Genomic DNA, 17,529 nt, shown 5'->3' with positions numbered 1-17,529 from the left:
CGCGACATGCTTTAGCAAAGCATTGGATCGCCGTCCTGCCCGTGATAATGACGCGCGCATGACACAGATCACTTCCCATTCTCCCATTCACATCATTGGCGGCGGCCTCGCCGGTTCGGAAGCCGCATGGCAAATCGCCAATACCGGCGTGCCCGTCATCCTGCATGAGATGCGCGGCGTGCGCGGTACGGAAGCACACAAGACGGACGATCTCGCCGAACTCGTGTGCTCCAACTCCTTCCGATCCGACGATGCGACCAGCAATGCCGTTGGCGTCATCCACGCCGAGATGCGCATGGCGGGCTCGCTGATCATGGCATGCGCGGACAAGCATCAGGTGCCGGCCGGCGGTGCGCTCGCCGTCGACCGCGATGGCTTTTCGGCTGCCGTGACGCAGGCGGTACATGGCCACCCGCTGATCACAGTCGTTCGTGAGGAAATCCAGGGCCTACCGCCCAGGCAATGGGACCAGGCGATCATCGCCACCGGCCCACTGACGGCACCTGGGCTTGCCAGCGCCATCCAGGCTGAAACCGGTGCAGATGCGCTCGCCTTCTTCGACGCCATCGCGCCGATCGTCTACCGCGAGAGCATCAACATGGATGTCTGCTGGTATCAGTCCCGCTACGACAAGGTCGGCCCCGGCGGCACCGGCAGGGACTATATCAACTGCCCGATGGACCAAGCGCAGTATAACGCCTTCATCGATGCGCTGATCGCCGGCGACGCCGTCGGCTTCAAGGAATGGGAAGGCACGCCCTATTTCGACGGCTGCCTGCCGATCGAAGTCATGGCGGAGCGCGGGCGCGAGACGCTGCGCCACGGGCCGATGAAGCCGATGGGGCTGACCAATGCCCACAACCCCACAGTGAAGGCCTATGCGGTGGTGCAGCTGCGCCAGGACAATGCGCTCGGCACGCTCTACAACATGGTCGGCTTCCAGACGAAACTGAAGTATGGCGCGCAGGCGGAAATCTTCCGGCTCATTCCCGGCCTCGAGAATGCGGAATTCGCACGCCTCGGCGGTCTGCATCGCAATACCTACATCAACTCCCCGACCCTGCTTGACCGCTCGCTGGCCCTGAAATCCCGGCCGGGCCTGCGTTTTGCCGGGCAAATCACCGGCTGCGAGGGCTATGTCGAGAGCGCCAGCATCGGGCTGCTCGCCGGCCGTTTCGCCGCTGCCGAGCGTAAGGGCGAAGCACCCTCGCTGCCGCCGTCCACGACAGCACTCGGCTCATTGCTGAACCACATCACCGGCGGCCACATCGTATCGGACGAAGAGCCGGGCAAGCGCTCCTTCCAGCCGATGAACATCAATTTCGGGCTGTTCCCGGAGCTGGAACCTGGCTCGATCGTCAAGCCGGAGGGCGTAAAGCGCTTTCGCGGTAAGGACAAGACGATCATGAAGCGCCAACTCATCGCCAAGCGTGCGCTTGCCGATTGTGCGAAGTGGCTCGGCGTGCAGGCGCCAGTGTTCGCGGAAAGCGCCTGACTATAAGACCTTCGGATTTCAGGTGGTTGCCGGCGGCGCGTGGTGCTCGAGCTTCGCGTCCTCGCCGGCAACATAATTGCCCAGCAGCCAGAGCGAGACTTCCGCAGCTTCCGCCGGCGTCTTGAACTCGAAGGTGCCGTTGTGATGCGGCACATCGAGAAAATCGACCGTCAGGCCGCGACCGGTTCCCGAGATCTTGGCCCGCGCCCGGCCGGGCTCGATCAGGTGGACGCTGAAGTGATTGCGCACATTGCGCATGAACCCGGCCTTGTCGTCATGCAGGCGCACGAACACCGCCTGCCCGTCCGCCGTGGTCTGCAGCTGCCGGATCGCCTCGGTCGGAAAAGCGCGGCCGAATTCCAGAATCGCAAGGCCGGTATCGTGCAGGCCGTCTTCCTTGTTCCGCGATGCCATCCGTGTCGCGTAGTAAGCAACGAAGATGACGATCGCAAACAGTATGCACCAGACGACAATACCCACAGCAGATCCCCCTGAAATGCAAATCAAGTGCCCGCCATCTCCATAGACGGCGAGACTTGTGCGAGCTTGGTGTATTTTAGAGTTTCTTTGTGATCGACGCTATCGCCATGCGCAATTGCCGGCGCCATTGCGGCAGCCCCAGGGATTGATCGAAGATGCCGGCGCCGAGCTTCTGCGCCTTCTTCAAGACAGGTTCGGCCAGAGTGACGGGCAGAAAGGCAGGGAATATGGCCGGCGGTATGGTGCCCGCTGCCCTCGCCTTGGCGAGATGCTCACGACCAAGACCAGCAAAGGCTTCGACCGCCGCCGAAATGCGCGGCTTGTCCTCGCCGGCGAGAAAGCTGTCGCGATCGAGCCCGGTTGCCGACAAGATCTCGAGTGGAAGGTAGAGCTGGCCACGGTGGCGATTTAGCGGCATCAGGAGCAGCAGGCCGGCGATTGCCTGCGCGACGCCGGCATGACCGGCGGCATCAGCGGAGCGCTTCGACTCGTCGGCGGACAAGACCAGGCTTGCAAGCTGGATGAGGGCCGACGCAGTCTCTCCGGCATAGCCTTCCAGGCTGCTGCGGCTCTCCATCGGATCATCGTAGAGATCGAAGATGCGCGCATCGATCATGTCGATCAGCGTCTGACGCGGCAAACGGTATTCTTCGATTGCGGTCAGAAGTTCGGAGGCCAGCGGATTGGCTTCGCTCGATCCGTGGGATTGTCCCTCAAGAAGATCGCGCCAATATTGCATGCGCACTTCCCCGGGCAGCGGCTCATGTACAAGATCGCGGATGCGGGCCAGTTCGGCGTTGAAGGCATAGAGAGCCGCAAGTGCGGGACGCTTCTCCTCCGGCGCCAGCAGGCATGCGAGGTAGCGGTCGCGATCGGTGTCGCGCAGTGTGGCAAGGCAGATGTCCCGGTTGCTACGGGGCGCAGCTGATGTCGTCATGCTCTTGGATCCGAAGGTCAGACGGCGATCAGCGCTGCAGCCACAGCACGCGATTCGGAGAGCATGATGTTGAAGGTGCGTACGGCGGCCCCGGTGCTCATCGGGTCGGAGGAAATCTGCTTGGCGCGCAAGGCAGCCTTGAGCTCGGCCGGCAGCGGACGCAGCTCCGTCCCGGTGCCGACGAGCAGCACTTCGATCTCTGCGGCCTCATCAAGAACCTTCTGGAAGCGATCCGGCGTCAGCGCATCGCCCTGCAACATGTCCCAGCCGTAGATTCCGGAAGGCAGGCAGAGCAGAGAGCCGCGATGCGACATATCGGCGAAGCGGAAGCCGCCATTGCCGTAAGCGTCGATCGGTGCGCGCCCCGGGAAATGCGCGTTTCGAATTTCTATTCCTTTTGCCACTATATCACACCGCTGGTTTGCCTGACTGGATATTGCCGGCCGCGGGTCCATTGCTTTCGCCGCCGGTCTGGAACTTGTCCGGACGCAGCTTGAACAGGATCAACACGGGCGCCGCAATATAAATCGACGAAAAAGTACCGACAGCGACGCCGAAAAGCAGAACGAAGGTGAAGGCACGGATCACCTCGCCGCCGAAGATGTAGAGTGCGAGCAGCGCCAGAAGCGTCGTCGCGGACGTCAGGATGGTACGAGATAGTGTCTGATTGATGGAGGCGTCGATCAGGATCGGCAGCGGCATCTGCGAGTAGCGCTTGAGATTCTCGCGCATGCGGTCATAGACAACAACCGTATCGTTCAGCGAGTAGCCGACAATGGTCAGGATCGCGGCGATGCCTGTCATATTGAATTCCATGCCTGATAGCACGAAGAGGCCGAGCGTCAGGATGACATCGTGCAGCGTCGCGATGATCGCGCCGACGGCAAACTGCCATTCGAACCGCAGCCATATGTAGATGAGGATTGCTGCCAGCGCCGCCAGGACGGCAAGGGAGGCTGTCGTGGTGATTTCGCCCGACACGGACGGACCGACCACTTCGACGCGGGAGAAATTGTAATCCTTGCCCAGTTCGTCCTGAACGAGCGAGACGGCGGATTGTTCAGCGTTTTCACCGCCCTCCTGCGCATGGACGCGAACCACCGCACCAAGACGATCGGCAAGCCGTTCGACACGCACGTCGCCCGGAATGACGGCATCAAGACGCGTTTGAATGTCGACAGGATCGGCTACGCCCTGCTTAGCGCGGACCTCGATGATCGATCCGCCGGCAAAATCGATGCCGAGATGCATTCCGACTGTCGCAAAGGCAATGAGCGTGATGACGGACAGGGCGGCCGAGACCGTGAATGTATAACGGCGGATGCCCATGAAGCGGATATTGGCATTGTCGAAAATGCCGCTGCGCACGCCGACAAGCAAAGTGCGGGGCTTGCGGCGCGAAATCCACATATTGACCAGTGATCGCGTCACGAAACAGGAGGTGAAGAAGGTCGAGATAACGCCGACCATGAGAGTAGCGGCAAAGCCGCGTACAGCACCGGTGCTGGCGTAGAAAAGAATGGCCGCAACGATGAGAACGGTCAGATTGGCATCCGCAACGGTCGCCGCCGCCCGGTTGAAACCATGACGCAGCGCATCGACAAGAAGATGGGTCTTCTTTTCCTCCTCACGCACGCGCTCGTAGATCAGCACCAGCGCGTCCAGGCCGATCCCGATGATGAGGACGATGGCGGCGACGCCGGGTAAGGTCAGGGTAATGCCGAGCAGCCCCATCAGCGCTGCGACCATGACCATGTTGATGACGAGCGAAATGGTCGCGATGATGCCGAGCAAGCGATAGAAACCGATCATCAAGGCGGCGACGAAGACCGCGGCGGCAATGCAGGCAATCAGGCCATAACGCGCCGTCTCGCCGCCTAGACCCGGCTGAATGGTGCGCTCCTCGACCGTCGTCAGCGTCGCGGGCAGCGGCCCGCTCTTGACCATGACGGCGAGATCCTGTGCCCCCTGGGCAGTGAAATCTCCGGGAACGTCGATCTCGCCCGTTGCGATGACCGTCTTCAGAGACGCTGCGGAGATGACCTGATCGTCAAGCACGACGACGATGATCCTGCCGAGGTTGCTGGCGGTTGCCTGCGCGAAACGATGTGTTGCCTCCGGGGTCAACTTGACAGAGACGGCGCCCTCGCCCTTTTGATTGTCGACGCTGGCGATGGCATCGGAAAAATCTATGTTCGAGAGCAACGGCTGTCGCTGCACCAGATAACCGACGGGCGGATCGTCTTCGGAAAACAGCACGTCGGACCCGGCCGGAGGCTGCTTGTCCATGGCGTCCTGCACCGACATCGATTGATCGATAAGGCGGAAGCTGAGTTTGGCCGGCTGGCCGAGAAGATTTTTCAACCGCTGCGCATCGGCAAGATCGGGCACCTGAACGACGATACGGTCAGATCCCTGACGGCGGATCAGAGGTTCCCCGACGCCGAGTTGCGCGATACGGGCATGGATGACCTTCATTGCGCGTGCAATCGCCGCCGACACATGACTGTTGATGTCGGCATCGGTGATATCGAGCGTCAGCGCGCCGTTGTCCCCCTGAGACAATGCGACGGACGGCTTGTCCGGTCCTGATGTCAGCGGCCGCAATGCCGTTAGAGCTGCTTGGACCTGTGCGGGGTCGTTGATGCGAAGCTGGATCTTGCGGCCGGTGCCGGTGAGACCCGAATAGGCGACATTGACGGTGCGCAGCCGGGTGGCGATATCGCCGACGATGCTTTCCAGGCGATCTTTTTCGACGTCACCTCGTTCGATCTTCAGCAGCAGATGCGATCCGCCGCGAAGATCGAGGCCGAGCTCGATCTTTCGATGCGCCCACCATGCAGGAAGGGATGACAGCGCGCGCTCACCAAGCAGGTTGGGAGCGGCCAAAAGCACGCTCAAGAGAACGACGAACCAGATTAGGGCGGTCTTCCACCAGGAGACGTGCAACATCGCTCTCTCGAATTAGGACTTCCTTACTGCGCCCCACCTTCAACAGAAAATGCAAAGGGCGCAGTAACACCTTGAATTTGTGCACAGTCCTTCAAGAAAGTCGATGCCGAATTTCGAAGATACGCAGCGGCGCCGGGCGCCGCTTCCCGCAAAATGCGTTACGCGGCGTCTGCCTTGACGGGCTCACCCTTGACGCGAACCTCGGAAATAGCGCTGCGGACGACGCGGATGCGCACGCCTTCGGCGATCTCGACTTCCAGTTCCTTTTCGTCGATGACCTTGGTGACCTTGCCGACGATGCCGCTGGTGACGATCTGATCGCCGCGGCGAATGTTCTTCAGGATCTCGTCACGCTTCTTTGCCTGCGCACGCTGCGGGCGAATGAGAAGGAAATACCAAACGACCATCAGCGGCACAAACAGGATGATCATTTCAAAGCCGGAACCGCCGAAGGCACTCGCGGCCGAATCTGTTGCGCTCTGCGCATATGCGTTGGTGATAAACATCGAGAACTCCCTTGAACTCCTAGCGGGAACAAGGCCCCGCGTCAGGTGGCCGGAATATAGTTACGCGCTTGGCGAATGCAACAAAAACAGCCGCAAACCGTACCGTTTTCCCGGTCTGTTAGCCTTTCAGCCCCCAAAGGAGCATGATACCCGGCAAGACAGCGCGCGCATTTTACGACTTTCTTGTTCAATATTCAGGAGGAAACGGTGACTGAAGACCAAAACGCCCTGATCCTTGCCGAAGTCCGTCGCCTTGCCGACGCTGTCGAACGCCTGGCAGGGCCGGCGCCGGCCGTCAATGACTGGAATGCCGCGGATTGTTTCGTCTGGGCGCCCGCCCGGCTCTATCTGCAGCCCGTCCCGCGGCCGAACCGCGTGGCGCTCACCCTCATTCGCGGTGTCGACCATGTGCGCGATATCCTGCATGAAAACACGCTGCGTTTCGCCGAAGGCTTTGCCGCCAACAACGTGCTGCTCTGGGGCGCACGCGGCATGGGCAAATCCTCGCTCGTCAAAGCGGTGCACGAAGATGTGCGTCGGGCGACCGGCGTTTCGCTGAAACTGATCGAGGTGCATCGCGAGGATATTTCCTCGCTGCCGGTACTGCTCGATATCCTGAAGGCAACGCCGCATCGCATCATCATCTTCTGCGACGACCTCTCCTTCGACCATGACGACACTGCCTACAAGTCGCTGAAGGCGGCGCTGGACGGCGGTGTCGAGGGTCGGCCGGACAATGTGCTGTTCTACGCCACATCGAACCGCCGCCACCTGCTGCCGCGCCACATGATGGAAAACGAGCAATCGACCGCCATCAATCCGTCCGAAGCCGTTGAGGAAAAGGTGTCGCTCTCCGATCGCTTCGGGCTCTGGCTCGGCTTCCACAAGTGCAACCAGGAAGACTATTTACAGATGATCGACGCCTATGCCGATCACTTCAAGCTGGCGCTTGATCGCGCGCAGATGCATCACGAAGCCCTGGAGTGGGCAACAACGCGTGGCGCTCGTTCCGGCCGCGTTGCCTGGCAATATATCCAGGATCTCGCCGGCCGGCTGCGCATAGTGCTCGACCGCAACTGATCTTCGAGACCAAGCCATAAACGACAAAAAGCCCGGCTTTGACCGGGCTTTTTGCAGAGTCCTTGAGACGCACTACCTATTCAAGGAACGTCATTGGGTTGACCGGAGCCGAATTCTTGCGGACTTCGAAGTGCAGCTGCGGCTGGCTGACATTGCCGCTCATGCCCGAAGTCGCCAGCGTCTGGCCGCGCTGGACCTTCTGTCCACGGGTCACGCTGAGCGCATCGGCATGGCCGTACACTGTGACCGTGCCGTCGTCGTGGCGGACGAGGACCGTGTTGCCGAGCTCCTTCAGGCCGTTGCCGGCATAGATAACGACGCCGTTCTCAGCAGCCTTGATCGGCGTCCCCTCGGGAACCGAGATGTCGATACCGTCGTTACGGCTGCCATTGACGTTGGAGCCATAACCGGCGACGACCGCACCGCGGACCGGCCAGCGATATTTGCCGATACCGGTTGCCTCGGGCGCATCCGCCTGCGCATCGGACTTGGCGGCGTCATTGATGGACTGGCTCGGCGAAGCAGAGGCAACTTCCTTCGGCTTGGCAGCGGCATCGGGTGCCGCATCGGCATGGGCAACAGCCTTGGGTGCCTGCTTGGCAATCGGACCAACTGCAGCCTGCTTCGGCTCGACGGGGAGTGCGCCCGGCTTGACTGACGCCTTCTGCGGTTCGATCGAAGCGGTCTTGACCGGATCCGCGGAAGCAACGGCGCCATGCGGCAACGCGATTGCCTGCCCGATGCGAATGCTGTCTCCGGCCTGCATGTTGTTCGCACGCTTCAGTTCGGCGACGCTCACGCCGCTTTCCTTGGCAATTCTCGCCAGAGAGTCACCCGGCTTAACGACATAGGTACCCTTCGGGGTCGGGCCTTTGCCATTACCGGCGGCGAGCTTGTTGGGGTCAGCAAGGCCAGCCTGAGACTTGCCGCGCATCTGATTGCCGGACGGCAACGCGAGCGCTTCCTGCTGCGGCGCCTTGGCCGGACCAGGCATCTTACCGCCCTTGGAAAGGTCTGTCGCTTCAGAGGCCATCTTGGCTGGGCCTGAGACACCTGCTCCATTCATCGTCGGGATGACGATCTGCTGGCCTGGCTGCGCGGCGGCACCGTTACGCAGGCCGTTCGCGCGCAGGATTTCCTTTTCCGGAACACCGTAGCGGCGCGACAGCAGCGCGATATTCTCACCCTGATGCAGCGTCACGCTCGGCGCATTGACCGTGGTCCAGCCGGGAGACATCTGCTGCGCAGCAGCTGCCTTGATCGTACCCGTCGACATGGTGTCGGGAGCAAGTGCCGGTGCGGCGCGGGAGCCATTGTTGCGCGATGCCGGGAACGGCTGCGCCATCGCCTCCGATTCCGCCTGCTGCACCCGACGAGGACTGCCGGTGCTGGCGGAAGCGCTCGGAGCAGCAAGATCGGTGCGCTGAATTGCGACAGGAGCGGTCGAAGCCCGTGCGCTGGAATAGGACGGGTTATAGCGGGCCGGCGAGTTCGGGTAGGGTTGCGATACCGGCGCGCTCTGCTGCGAATAATCCTGCTGGCCGTAGCCGCCGGCCTGAGCGACATCGGCGCGGGGCACCGGATCACCGTTCGGACCATTCAGGCTACGGCGATTGATCGAGCCGGTCGTTACGTTGTCCGTCTTGTTGAAGAGACCGCTGAAGCGAGTCGTATCCGAACTACAAGCTGTGGCAGTGCTCGCCAGAAGGATGGCCACCAGGACTTTCCCTGCCGATTTGCTGCCGTTTGAAGAAAGACTGAAACCCATGACTCGACCCACTTAAGACGCAACCGATTATGGGTCGATTAAAGCGCGTTAATCTTACCATGCGGTTAAAGCACTGGTGCGGCATGTGTTTTTTTGAGGAATTGCTAACCATAGAAAATGAAACGGCGCCAATGCGCCCGTTTCATAAGGCATCAGCCCGAATGGAGCCTCAAAGATACGAGGCGAGCATGGGTACGATGGGCTGATAGGGAACGTCGAATAATTCTTCGCGTTCGAATCGGCTGCCGGTTTTCGTCAGGCGAACGAGACGGCAGACATCGTCCGACACCAGCAGCGGCGCGATCATCGATCCGCCGGACACAAGCTGCTCGGCGTAGAAGCGCGGCATGGTCGGGAATGCGGCCGTCACCAGAATCCGGTCAAAGGTGCCCTCACCCGGCAGACCAGAGCTGCCATCCGCCTGACGGATGATGACGTTGCGCAGGCCGAGCGCATCCATACGCTGCTGGGCCGATGTCGTCAGCGTCTTGTAGCGATCGACCGTCAGCACGCGTTCGACGATTCGCCCCATGACCGCGGCGGTGAAACCGCTCCCTGTGCCGATCTCGAGAACGCGATGACCCGGCTTGATCTTCAAGCCGTGGAGAATGCGCACGACGAGATCGATGCCCTCCATGAAGGCGCCGCAGTCGATCGGGATCGTCCGGCTGGAATAGGCATCATCGGCAAATTGCACCGGCACAAAAGGCAGGCGCGGTGTCTGCTCGACAGCCGTCATCAGGTCGATGTCCAATATGCCTTCCGCCCGCAACCGCAGAACCACGGCCGCAAAGCCTTCTTTCTCCACCAAACGAGGTGTCAATCCGCTACTCCATACCGAGCGCCCGCGCCACGCGGTCTTGCGCCGAATAATCCGTCAAATCGAGTTTCAAAGGCGTTACCGAAATACGATTTTGTTTCAACGCCTGAATATCCGTTCCGGGACGGAAGATACCGCTTCGCTCGCCGAAGCGAAGCCAATAATAAGGGAAGCCGCGGCCATCGGCCCGCTCCTCGACCTGCACATTGAAGGCAAGATTGCCCTGTGCAGTCACTTCCGTTCCGTCGACTTCGTCGGGGCGGCAATTCGGAAAATTCAGATTGAGGAAGGTACCATCAGGCAGATCGACATTCATGAGCTTGCCGAGCAAAGCGGGCGCATGTGTTTCGGCGACTTCCCAGGGCACGACCCGCGCACCGTTGTCATAGACGTAGGCCTGGCTCAGCGCAAAGGAGCGCACGCCCTGCAGCGTACCTTCGATCGCCCCGGCGATGGTTCCGGAATAGGTGACGTCGTCGGCGACGTTGGAGCCGGAATTGACGCCGGAAAGCACGAGATCCGGCTTGATATCCAGCACCTTGCGGATCGCCATGATGACGCAATCTGTCGGCGTTCCCCTGAGCGCATAATGCTTGTCAGAGACCTTGCGCATGCGCAACGGCTCGGAAAGGCTCAATGAGTGAGCAAGGCCGCTCTGATCCGTCTCCGGCGCGACGACCCAGACATCATCGGACAGTGTGCGGGCGATACGCTCCAATGCCGCCAGACCTTCGGCATGAATGCCGTCATCATTGGTCAGAAGAATACGCATCGCCCCACCACCCGATTATGCCGCTTTTTCAATCCTCTTCAGACCACCCATATATGGCAGGAGTGCGTCGGGGACAGTGACCGAACCATCGGCATTGAGATAATTCTCAAGCACGGCGATCAGGCAGCGGCCGACGGCCGTGCCGGAACCGTTCAGCGTGTGAACGAACTTGGTGTTCTTGTCGTCCTTGCCGCGATAGCGCGCATTCATGCGCCGCGCCTGGAAATCACCGCAGACCGAGCAGGAAGAAATCTCGCGATAGGTATCCTGCCCCGGCAGCCAGACTTCGAGGTCATAGGTCTTGCGCGCGCCGAAGCCCATGTCGCCGGTCGAGAGCGTCATGACGCGATAGTGCAGGCCGAGGCGCTTCAGCACCTCTTCGGCACAAGCCGTCATGCGTTCATGTTCGGCAATGGAGCTCTCGGCGTCGGTGATCGATACCAGCTCGCACTTCCAGAACTGGTGCTGACGCAGCATGCCGCGCGTGTCGCGACCGGCCGAGCCGGCTTCAGAGCGGAAGGACGGGGTCAGCGCCGTGAAGCGCAGCGGAAGCTTTTCCTCTTCCAGAATTTCGCCGGAGACGAGATTGGTGAGCGTCACCTCCGCCGTCGGGATCAGCCAGCGGCCATCCGTGGTCTTGAACAGATCCTCGGCGAACTTCGGCAGCTGGTTGGTGCCAAACAGAGCCTCGTCACGCACAAGCAGCGGCGCGCTGACTTCGGTGTAGCCATGCTCGGTGGTATGCAGATCAAGCATGAACTGGCCGAGCGCACGCTCCAGGCGAGCAAGCTGTGCCGTCAACACCGTGAAGCGCGAGCCGGAGAGCTTTGCAGCGCGCTCGAAATCCATGTAGCCGAGCGCTTCGCCGATATCGAAGTGCTCTTTCGGTTCATGGTTCCAGGTCGGCTTGGCGCCCCAGGCGTGCTTGACGACATTGTCGTGCTCGTCCTTACCGACAGGCACGTCCTCTAGCGGGATGTTCGGGATACGCGACAGCGCGTCATGGAGCTCGGCCGTCAGCGCACGCTCTTCCTCTTCCTGAGCCGGAAGCGAGACCTTGATGTCCGCCACTTCGGCCTTCAGCTTTTCGGCGAGTTCGCTGTTCTTCTGGGCCATCGCTGCGCCGATCTCCTTCGAGGCGGCATTGCGGCGGGACTGCATATCCTGGACGGACTGAATGACGGAGCGGCGCTTCTCGTCGAGCGCGATGAGGCTTTGCGACTGAGGCTCCGCACCGCGCTTTGCAAGCGCTGCATCGAAAGCTTCGGCATTCTCACGAATCCATCTGATATCAAGCATCTTCGTTCCAGGTCGTTTGACATGAGTATAACTCCGACCGAGGTCTCGGTCGGAGGTCGAAACGGCAATAGCTGGGAAACGAGGCTGAGCCTTCCGCGCCTAGACGTCGTCCGTCTTGGTGATCTCGGAAGCCCCGCCACTCTCTTCAAGCGTTTGCCGGCTACGCTGGCGTTCCACGAGTCTCGCCGCGTAGATGGAAATCTCGTAGAGAAGGATCGTCGGCAGTGCAAGACCGATCTGGGACATCGGATCCGGCGGCGTCAGCACGGCGGCAACGATAAAGGCAAAAACGATGGCGAACTTGCGCTTTTCCGCCAGCCATGCCGACGTCAGCAGGCCAACGCGCGCAAGCAGCGTCGTGATGACGGGCAGCTGGAAGACGAGGCCGAAGGAGAAGACCAGCGTCATGATGAGGCTCAGATATTCCGAGACCTTCGGCATCAACTGGATACCAACCTGACCGTCACCGCCGGTCTGCTGCATCTTCAGGAAGAACCACATCACCATGGGGGTGAAGAAGAAGTAGACCAGCGCGGCCCCCATCAGGAACAAGACGGGGGACGCGATCAGGAACGGAAGGAAGGCGCTACGCTCGTTCTTGTAGAGTCCCGGCGCTACGAACTTGTAGATCTGGGAGGCTATGATCGGGAAGGAAATTACCAGCGCGCCGAACATGGCGACCTTCACCTGGGTGAAGAAGAATTCCTGCGGTGCCGTGTAGATCAGCTCGGACTTGGCGAGATCGAGATGAGCCCATTCGACGGCCCATTTATACGGGTAAACCAGGTAGTTGAAGAGATGCTTCGCAACGGCGAAACAGCCGATAAAGGCAATGAAAAATGCCACGATCGACCAGATGAGCCGCGTGCGCAATTCCATGAGGTGTTCGATAAGCGGCTGCGGCTTATCGTCGATATCACCCGTCATGCCTGGTCCTTCTTCTTGGGCGTTCTAGGCGTCACCTTGCTGGCTGTAGCGGTCGGGCGCTTCCTGGGAGCTGGAGGCGTCTTTTCTACGGCGGCAGTGGTCGCGACCTTGCGCGGGGCGCGCTTTGGTTTTTCCGTCACGACGGGCGTCTGGGGTTTTTCCGCCACGACGGGCGTCCGGACGGCGGCGGCAGCAACATCGTCGAACTTGGTGACAGCTTTTGGGCGCGGCTTGCGCACGGCCTTCGGTTTCTCGACAGGTTCGTCGGCAACAACTTGGCTCGCTGCAGCGACTGGCTGCGGCGCGGGTGCCGCGACCGGGACAGGATCGCTCGACGCAGACGTAGCCGCCAGGGCTTCCGGCAGGCCGGACGAAACACCCGGAACCGGCTCGGATGGCAATGGCGTCGCGGCAGGCGCTGCTTTGTCCGGTGTTGCCGCACGCTGCAGATCTGCCTTTATCTCATTGCCCATATCCCGGAGCGGATTCATGGCTTCCCGCAACGAGTTGACCGGATTGAGCTTCTGGGCATCAGCGATCGTCTGGCGCACGTCGTCCAGATCCGCCTCGCGCATGGCTTCGTCGAACTGGGCACGAAATTCGCCAGCGACCTTCCTGGCTCGCGCCGTCATCTTACCGATCGTCCGCAAGGTCGATGGCAATTCCTTGGGGCCGATCACCACCAAGGCCACGACGGCAATAATCACCAGCTCGGACCAGCCTATATCGAACATGCAAAGGCTCCTGGGCCAACGGCAAGCCTCTCAGCTTGGCGCCTGCCCGACATGATTACTTCGTTTCGTCAGCCTTGTGCTCGACAGTACGGGACGCCGTCGACGTGGATGTCGACGTATCTTCGTCGTCGTTCATGCCCTTCTTGAAGCTCTTGATGCCCTTGGCGACATCACCCATCAGCTCCGGGATCTTTCCACGGCCGAACAACAACAGCGCGATGGCCAGGACGATCAGCCAGTGCCATATGCTTAGAGAACCCATTGCTTTAACTCCCAATTACAGTGTCTTTCCGATGTAAGACGTTTGCGGATGTTTTTCAAACACCAAAATGTACTGCATCCACGCATATCGGGATGAAGAACGCCCATGCGGGCGATCAAACGTCTCCAAGCCGAGAGGATGATTATTATATTCGCACCCGCTGATGGCAAAAGAGAGACTTTGCCGGCGGTTTCGCGAAAATCTTGAGACAGGCTTACAACCCACCGCGCAGGCCAGCCAATCAATCGCCGGCGCTTGCGTCGCTTGGCGGCAGGATGCCAAGCTCTTCCAGATCCATCTGCGTGATCGGATCTTCGTCTTCGGTCAGTTCATCGCTCATCAATGGCGAGGGAATGTTGAAATTGGCCGGAATCCGACCTGATAACAACCCCGCCCCCTTCAGCTCTTCGAGACCGGGCAGATCGCGCAGCTCTTCCAGGCCGAAATGATCGAGGAAATCGCGTGTCGTGCCGAGGGTCACGGGCCGCCCCGGCGTGCGACGGCGGCCGCGGAAGCGGACCCAACCAGACTCCATCAAGACATCGAGCGTGCCCTTGGAGGTCTGCACGCCCCTGATGTCCTCTATCTCGGCGCGCGTGACCGGCTGGTGATAGGCGATAATGGCAAGCACTTCCAACGCCGCGCGGGATAGCTTGCGCACCTCGCTCTCATCCCGGCGGATCACGAAGGAAAGATCCGCAGCCGTGCGGAAGGCCCAGGCGCCATCCACCTGAACCAGATTGACGCCACGCATGGCGTAGTCGGTCTTGAGCTTCTGCATGACGGCGGGAATATCGACTCCACGCGCGACGCGTTCGGCGATGAATGCCTCGGAGACGGGCTGGGCCGAGGCGAAGACCAGCGCTTCGGCGATGCGCTCGGCCTCGCTCAGCCGACGATCGTCGAGATCGGATGTTTCCGCCTCGTGCTCCAAATGCTGATGTTCGCCGTCCGGTTCGCTCACGCTCTTCCCTGCCCTATTCCGCTGCTTCCAGCGACGAATGCTTCGGCCCGCGCCGCATATAGAGCGGTTGAAACGCGCCTTCCTGGCGAATTTCCAGCTGCCCTTCGCGCACCAGCTCAAGCGAAGCGGCAAACGCGCTGGCGATGGCCGTTACCCGCTCGCTGGCCGTCGTCATATAGCTCAGCAGGTAATGTTCCAAGGCTGTCCAGTCGGTGATCTCGCCGATCATCCGGTCCAGAATCACGCGGGCATCGGCCAGCGACCAGACACGGCGCTTCTCGATCGTCACCTGTGTCACGGCCTGGCGCTGACGCAGGCTGGCATAGGCCGTCAGGAGATCGTAGAGACTGGCGTCGAAGGCCGACTGCCGACGGTCCGGAATATGCTCCGGCGCACCGCGCGCAAAGATATCGCGGCCGAGGCGATTGCGATTGACGAGGTCGGTTGCCGCGTCGCGCATGGCCTCGAGGCGCTTGAGGCGGAAGGCGAGCGTTGCCGCCATCTCCTCGCCCGTCGGACCGTCTTCCTTGCTCTGCTGTGGGATCAGCAGCTTGGATTTGAGATAAGCCAGCCATGCAGCCATGACGAGATAATCGGCCGCGAGCTCGATGCGGATGCGCCGGGCACTATCGATGAACAGCAGATATTGCTCGGCAAGCGCCAGAACGGAGATGCGGGAGAGATCGACCTTCTGATTGCGCGCCAAATGCAGCAGCAAATCGAGCGGCCCTTCAAAGCCGGCAAGGTCCACGACCAGCGACGGCTCGTGCGAGCCGCGCTGCGCCTCGCCTTCCTGCCAGAGCTTGTCCATCGGCGTTGCCGCCTGCTGAAGCTTGTCCGTGCTGCCGCTCACCTTGTCACCCGTCCGTTCCTCGAAGTCCGGTTTTACGCCACTGCGAACATCGCGTCGAATTCCGCCCGAATAGAGGCTTCATCGGCGCCGTCATTTTTGCCGAAAGCCGCGTCGACCGCCTTGGCTCTTGCCAGCGATGCACCCGCCAACACCGGAACATTGCGAACCACCTGCCGCATCTCGTCCATGACGCCATTGCAATGCAGCACGATATCGCATCCGCCCGCAATAATATTTGCTGCACGCTCGCCAATCGTGCCCTTCAGCGCGTTCATCGAGGTGTCGTCCGACAAAAGCAGCCCCTGGAAGCCGATATGGCCGCGGATGATCTCCTCGATCACCTTACGCGAGGTCGTCGCCGGGTTTTCCGGATCGATATCGGTGAAGACGACATGGCAGGTCATCGCCATCAGTTCGTCCTTGAGCGCCACGAACGGAGCGAAATCATGTACTTCCAGCTCCGCGCGCGGAACGGAGACCACGGGCAGCTCGTGATGCGAATCGGCAAAGCCTCGTCCATGGCCCGGCATGTGCTTCATGACGGGCAGCATACTGCCGGCCTTCAAGCCCTCCGCCGCGGCACGCCCCATCTCCGTCACCGTCACGGGATCGGCGCCATAGGCACGGTTGCCGATGACGTTGCTCGATCCTTCCACAGGAACGTCCAATACGGGCAGGCAATCGACATTGATGCCGAATTTCAGCAAATCGAAGGCATGGAGACGCGACATCAGCCATGCAGCGCGCAGACCGCGTGCGCGATCCTGGCGATAGATGTCACCCAGCGCCTGTCCCGACGGGTAATGCTGCAGGATCGGCGGGCGAATGCGCTGCACCCTGCCGCCTTCCTGATCGATAAACACCGGCGCATGGCGCCCGACGCTGTCGCGCAGGGACGCTACGAGATCGGCGATCTGCGCTGGCTCGGAAATATTGCGTCCGAACAGGATAAAGCCCCAGGGCTGCTCCCCATGATAGAAGGATCGCTCTTCGGGCGTGATGGTGTGGCCGCTACAGCCGAGGATCATGGATTTCGATTCGGTCATATCCGAATCATAAGGCTTACGCTGGGAAATGCGAGTGACGTCAAGCCGGGATACACAGGAACAACCAGCTTTGACCGGCTATTTCGGCAATCAAGCGCGCATTGGCGGTATGTGGTAGACAAGGGAACGGTACTTGGGATTTGTCCTGTGCCCCCTCACCTCGCCGCCATAAGCTTCGGCTATCCGCCTGCTGGCAATATTCTCCTCTGCCACCGGATATTCGAAATATCGAATAGGAAAACTCTCGCTTGCCCAACCGATAATCGTGCCGATCAATTCGCGGCCGAATCCCAGACCGTGCGCTTCGCTGCGAAGCCAAATTCCAAGCTCCGGCGTTCCGGTCAACGCCGCGTGCACACCGATAACGCCGAGAAAACGATCGTCATTCCTGCTCCGCACTACGAAGTGGAATTCCGAACCATCTTCGATCGTCTTGAGCCATGACCGCCACACATCTGCAAATGCAGCCTCTGTCTCAGGCGGATCCCAAGCCATGTGCCGCGTAATCTCAGGCGATATGCTGGCAAAGATGTCCGGAGCATCTTCAGGAACAAAAAGCCTGATGGACGCTCGACGCGTCGATAGCTGGAGATGCCGCATAGTTCGCCATGTCCCACGCTTAGCTCGCCAAAAG

Annotated in this window: 18 protein-coding genes; 2 read left to right on the top strand and 16 right to left on the bottom strand. The window is 60.6% G+C overall.

Annotated features, from left to right (window positions below; translation table 11 throughout):
• Window positions 1-58 precede the first annotated feature (58 nt).
• Window positions 59-1,495 (top strand): methylenetetrahydrofolate--tRNA-(uracil(54)-C(5))-methyltransferase (FADH(2)-oxidizing) TrmFO, encoded by a 1,437-nt coding sequence (gene trmFO, locus GA0061100_RS09745; RefSeq protein WP_075852465.1) that lies wholly within the window; start codon window positions 59-61, stop codon window positions 1,493-1,495.
• An 18-nt stretch (window positions 1,496-1,513) separates the two neighbouring features.
• Here trmFO and GA0061100_RS09740 read toward each other — a convergent pair whose 3' ends face one another.
• The 5 genes from GA0061100_RS09740 to yajC all read right to left on the bottom strand — a co-directional run bounded on the left by GA0061100_RS09740 (window position 1,514) and on the right by yajC (window position 6,370).
• Entirely contained in the window at window positions 1,514-1,975 is a 462-nt protein-coding gene (locus GA0061100_RS09740) for a hypothetical protein (protein WP_075852464.1), read from the bottom strand.
• Window positions 1,976-2,051: 76 nt separating this feature from the next.
• The gene (locus GA0061100_RS09735) at window positions 2,052-2,912 is read right to left on the bottom strand and encodes a phytoene/squalene synthase family protein (RefSeq protein ID WP_075852463.1); all 861 of its coding nucleotides are present in this window, start codon (window positions 2,910-2,912) and stop codon (window positions 2,052-2,054) included.
• 17 nt (window positions 2,913-2,929) lie between these two features.
• The gene (locus tag GA0061100_RS09730; RefSeq protein WP_075852462.1) at window positions 2,930-3,316 is read right to left on the bottom strand and encodes an Mth938-like domain-containing protein; all 387 of its coding nucleotides are present in this window, start codon (window positions 3,314-3,316) and stop codon (window positions 2,930-2,932) included.
• 4 nt (window positions 3,317-3,320) lie between these two features.
• On the bottom strand, window positions 3,321-5,864 hold the full coding sequence (gene secDF, locus GA0061100_RS09725) for a protein translocase subunit SecDF (protein WP_075852461.1): 2,544 nt from the start codon (window positions 5,862-5,864) through the stop codon (window positions 3,321-3,323).
• Window positions 5,865-6,022: 158 nt separating this feature from the next.
• The gene (gene yajC / locus GA0061100_RS09720; RefSeq protein ID WP_047634659.1) at window positions 6,023-6,370 is read right to left on the bottom strand and encodes a preprotein translocase subunit YajC; all 348 of its coding nucleotides are present in this window, start codon (window positions 6,368-6,370) and stop codon (window positions 6,023-6,025) included.
• A 207-nt stretch (window positions 6,371-6,577) separates the two neighbouring features.
• Between yajC and GA0061100_RS09715 the strand changes: the two genes are divergently transcribed.
• Window positions 6,578-7,450 carry an ATP-binding protein gene (locus GA0061100_RS09715; RefSeq protein ID WP_075852664.1) on the top strand — a complete coding sequence of 291 codons (873 nt, stop codon included), beginning with the start codon at window positions 6,578-6,580 and terminating at the stop codon, window positions 7,448-7,450.
• A gap of 76 nt (window positions 7,451-7,526) precedes the next feature.
• On the opposite strand, the gene GA0061100_RS09710 is transcribed toward GA0061100_RS09715, so the two are convergent.
• The 11 genes from GA0061100_RS09710 to GA0061100_RS09660 form a co-directional block, all read right to left on the bottom strand.
• Window positions 7,527-9,218 carry a LysM peptidoglycan-binding domain-containing M23 family metallopeptidase gene (locus tag GA0061100_RS09710; protein ID WP_075852460.1) on the bottom strand — a complete coding sequence of 564 codons (1,692 nt, stop codon included), beginning with the start codon at window positions 9,216-9,218 and terminating at the stop codon, window positions 7,527-7,529.
• Between the two features lie 169 nt (window positions 9,219-9,387).
• Complete coding sequence (locus GA0061100_RS09705) at window positions 9,388-10,041, bottom strand: protein-L-isoaspartate(D-aspartate) O-methyltransferase (RefSeq protein ID WP_075852459.1); 654 nt, start codon at window positions 10,039-10,041, stop codon at window positions 9,388-9,390.
• Between the two features lie 4 nt (window positions 10,042-10,045).
• Window positions 10,046-10,810 (bottom strand): 5'/3'-nucleotidase SurE, encoded by a 765-nt coding sequence (gene surE / locus GA0061100_RS09700; protein WP_075852458.1) that lies wholly within the window; start codon window positions 10,808-10,810, stop codon window positions 10,046-10,048.
• A 15-nt stretch (window positions 10,811-10,825) separates the two neighbouring features.
• Entirely contained in the window at window positions 10,826-12,109 is a 1,284-nt protein-coding gene (gene serS, locus GA0061100_RS09695) for a serine--tRNA ligase (RefSeq protein ID WP_075852457.1), read from the bottom strand.
• Between the two features lie 99 nt (window positions 12,110-12,208).
• Entirely contained in the window at window positions 12,209-13,036 is an 828-nt protein-coding gene (tatC, locus tag GA0061100_RS09690; protein WP_075852456.1) for a twin-arginine translocase subunit TatC, read from the bottom strand.
• Window positions 13,033-13,770, bottom strand: coding sequence for a Sec-independent protein translocase protein TatB (gene tatB / locus GA0061100_RS09685; RefSeq protein WP_075852455.1), 738 nt, complete (start codon window positions 13,768-13,770; stop codon window positions 13,033-13,035). Before tatB ends, tatC begins: the two co-directional genes overlap by 4 nt.
• A gap of 55 nt (window positions 13,771-13,825) precedes the next feature.
• Complete coding sequence (locus tag GA0061100_RS09680) at window positions 13,826-14,032, bottom strand: twin-arginine translocase TatA/TatE family subunit (protein ID WP_075852454.1); 207 nt, start codon at window positions 14,030-14,032, stop codon at window positions 13,826-13,828.
• A gap of 241 nt (window positions 14,033-14,273) precedes the next feature.
• Window positions 14,274-14,966: an SMC-Scp complex subunit ScpB gene (gene scpB / locus GA0061100_RS09675; protein WP_075852663.1), complete on the bottom strand. Its 693-nt coding sequence runs from the start codon at window positions 14,964-14,966 to the stop codon at window positions 14,274-14,276.
• A 43-nt stretch (window positions 14,967-15,009) separates the two neighbouring features.
• Entirely contained in the window at window positions 15,010-15,807 is a 798-nt protein-coding gene (locus GA0061100_RS09670; RefSeq protein WP_075852662.1) for a segregation and condensation protein A, read from the bottom strand.
• A gap of 74 nt (window positions 15,808-15,881) precedes the next feature.
• A complete protein-coding gene (gene nagZ, locus GA0061100_RS09665) occupies window positions 15,882-16,895 on the bottom strand; it encodes a beta-N-acetylhexosaminidase (RefSeq protein WP_075852453.1) in 1,014 nt (337 codons plus the stop codon).
• A gap of 90 nt (window positions 16,896-16,985) precedes the next feature.
• A complete protein-coding gene (locus GA0061100_RS09660) occupies window positions 16,986-17,495 on the bottom strand; it encodes a GNAT family N-acetyltransferase (RefSeq protein ID WP_075852452.1) in 510 nt (169 codons plus the stop codon).
• Between the last annotated feature and the right edge of the window lie 34 nt (window positions 17,496-17,529).

It is taken from the genome of Martinezella hainanensis, from assembly GCF_900094555.1.
In the GTDB taxonomy this organism is placed as follows: Bacteria; Pseudomonadota; Alphaproteobacteria; order Rhizobiales; family Rhizobiaceae; genus Rhizobium; species Rhizobium hainanense.
The sequence above is the reverse complement of the archived record's forward strand: the minus strand, read 5'-3'. Positions and strand labels throughout refer to the sequence as shown.

Coding starts and splice junctions, on each gene's coding strand:
- nagZ (WP_075852453.1), bottom strand. CDS start 16,895: ATGACCGAATCGAAATCCATGATCCTCGGCTGTAGCGGCCACACCATC.
- yajC (WP_047634659.1), bottom strand. CDS start 6,370: ATGTTTATCACCAACGCATATGCGCAGAGCGCAACAGATTCGGCCGCG.
- serS (WP_075852457.1), bottom strand. CDS start 12,109: ATGCTTGATATCAGATGGATTCGTGAGAATGCCGAAGCTTTCGATGCA.
- GA0061100_RS09670 (WP_075852662.1), bottom strand. CDS start 15,807: ATGGACAAGCTCTGGCAGGAAGGCGAGGCGCAGCGCGGCTCGCACGAG.
- tatC (WP_075852456.1), bottom strand. CDS start 13,036: ATGACGGGTGATATCGACGATAAGCCGCAGCCGCTTATCGAACACCTC.
- GA0061100_RS09660 (WP_075852452.1), bottom strand. CDS start 17,495: ATGCGGCATCTCCAGCTATCGACGCGTCGAGCGTCCATCAGGCTTTTT.
- trmFO (WP_075852465.1), top strand. CDS start 59: ATGACACAGATCACTTCCCATTCTCCCATTCACATCATTGGCGGCGGC.
- tatB (WP_075852455.1), bottom strand. CDS start 13,770: ATGTTCGATATAGGCTGGTCCGAGCTGGTGATTATTGCCGTCGTGGCC.
- GA0061100_RS09710 (WP_075852460.1), bottom strand. CDS start 9,218: ATGGGTTTCAGTCTTTCTTCAAACGGCAGCAAATCGGCAGGGAAAGTC.
- GA0061100_RS09735 (WP_075852463.1), bottom strand. CDS start 2,912: ATGACGACATCAGCTGCGCCCCGTAGCAACCGGGACATCTGCCTTGCC.
- surE (WP_075852458.1), bottom strand. CDS start 10,810: ATGCGTATTCTTCTGACCAATGATGACGGCATTCATGCCGAAGGTCTG.
- secDF (WP_075852461.1), bottom strand. CDS start 5,864: ATGTTGCACGTCTCCTGGTGGAAGACCGCCCTAATCTGGTTCGTCGTT.
- GA0061100_RS09680 (WP_075852454.1), bottom strand. CDS start 14,032: ATGGGTTCTCTAAGCATATGGCACTGGCTGATCGTCCTGGCCATCGCG.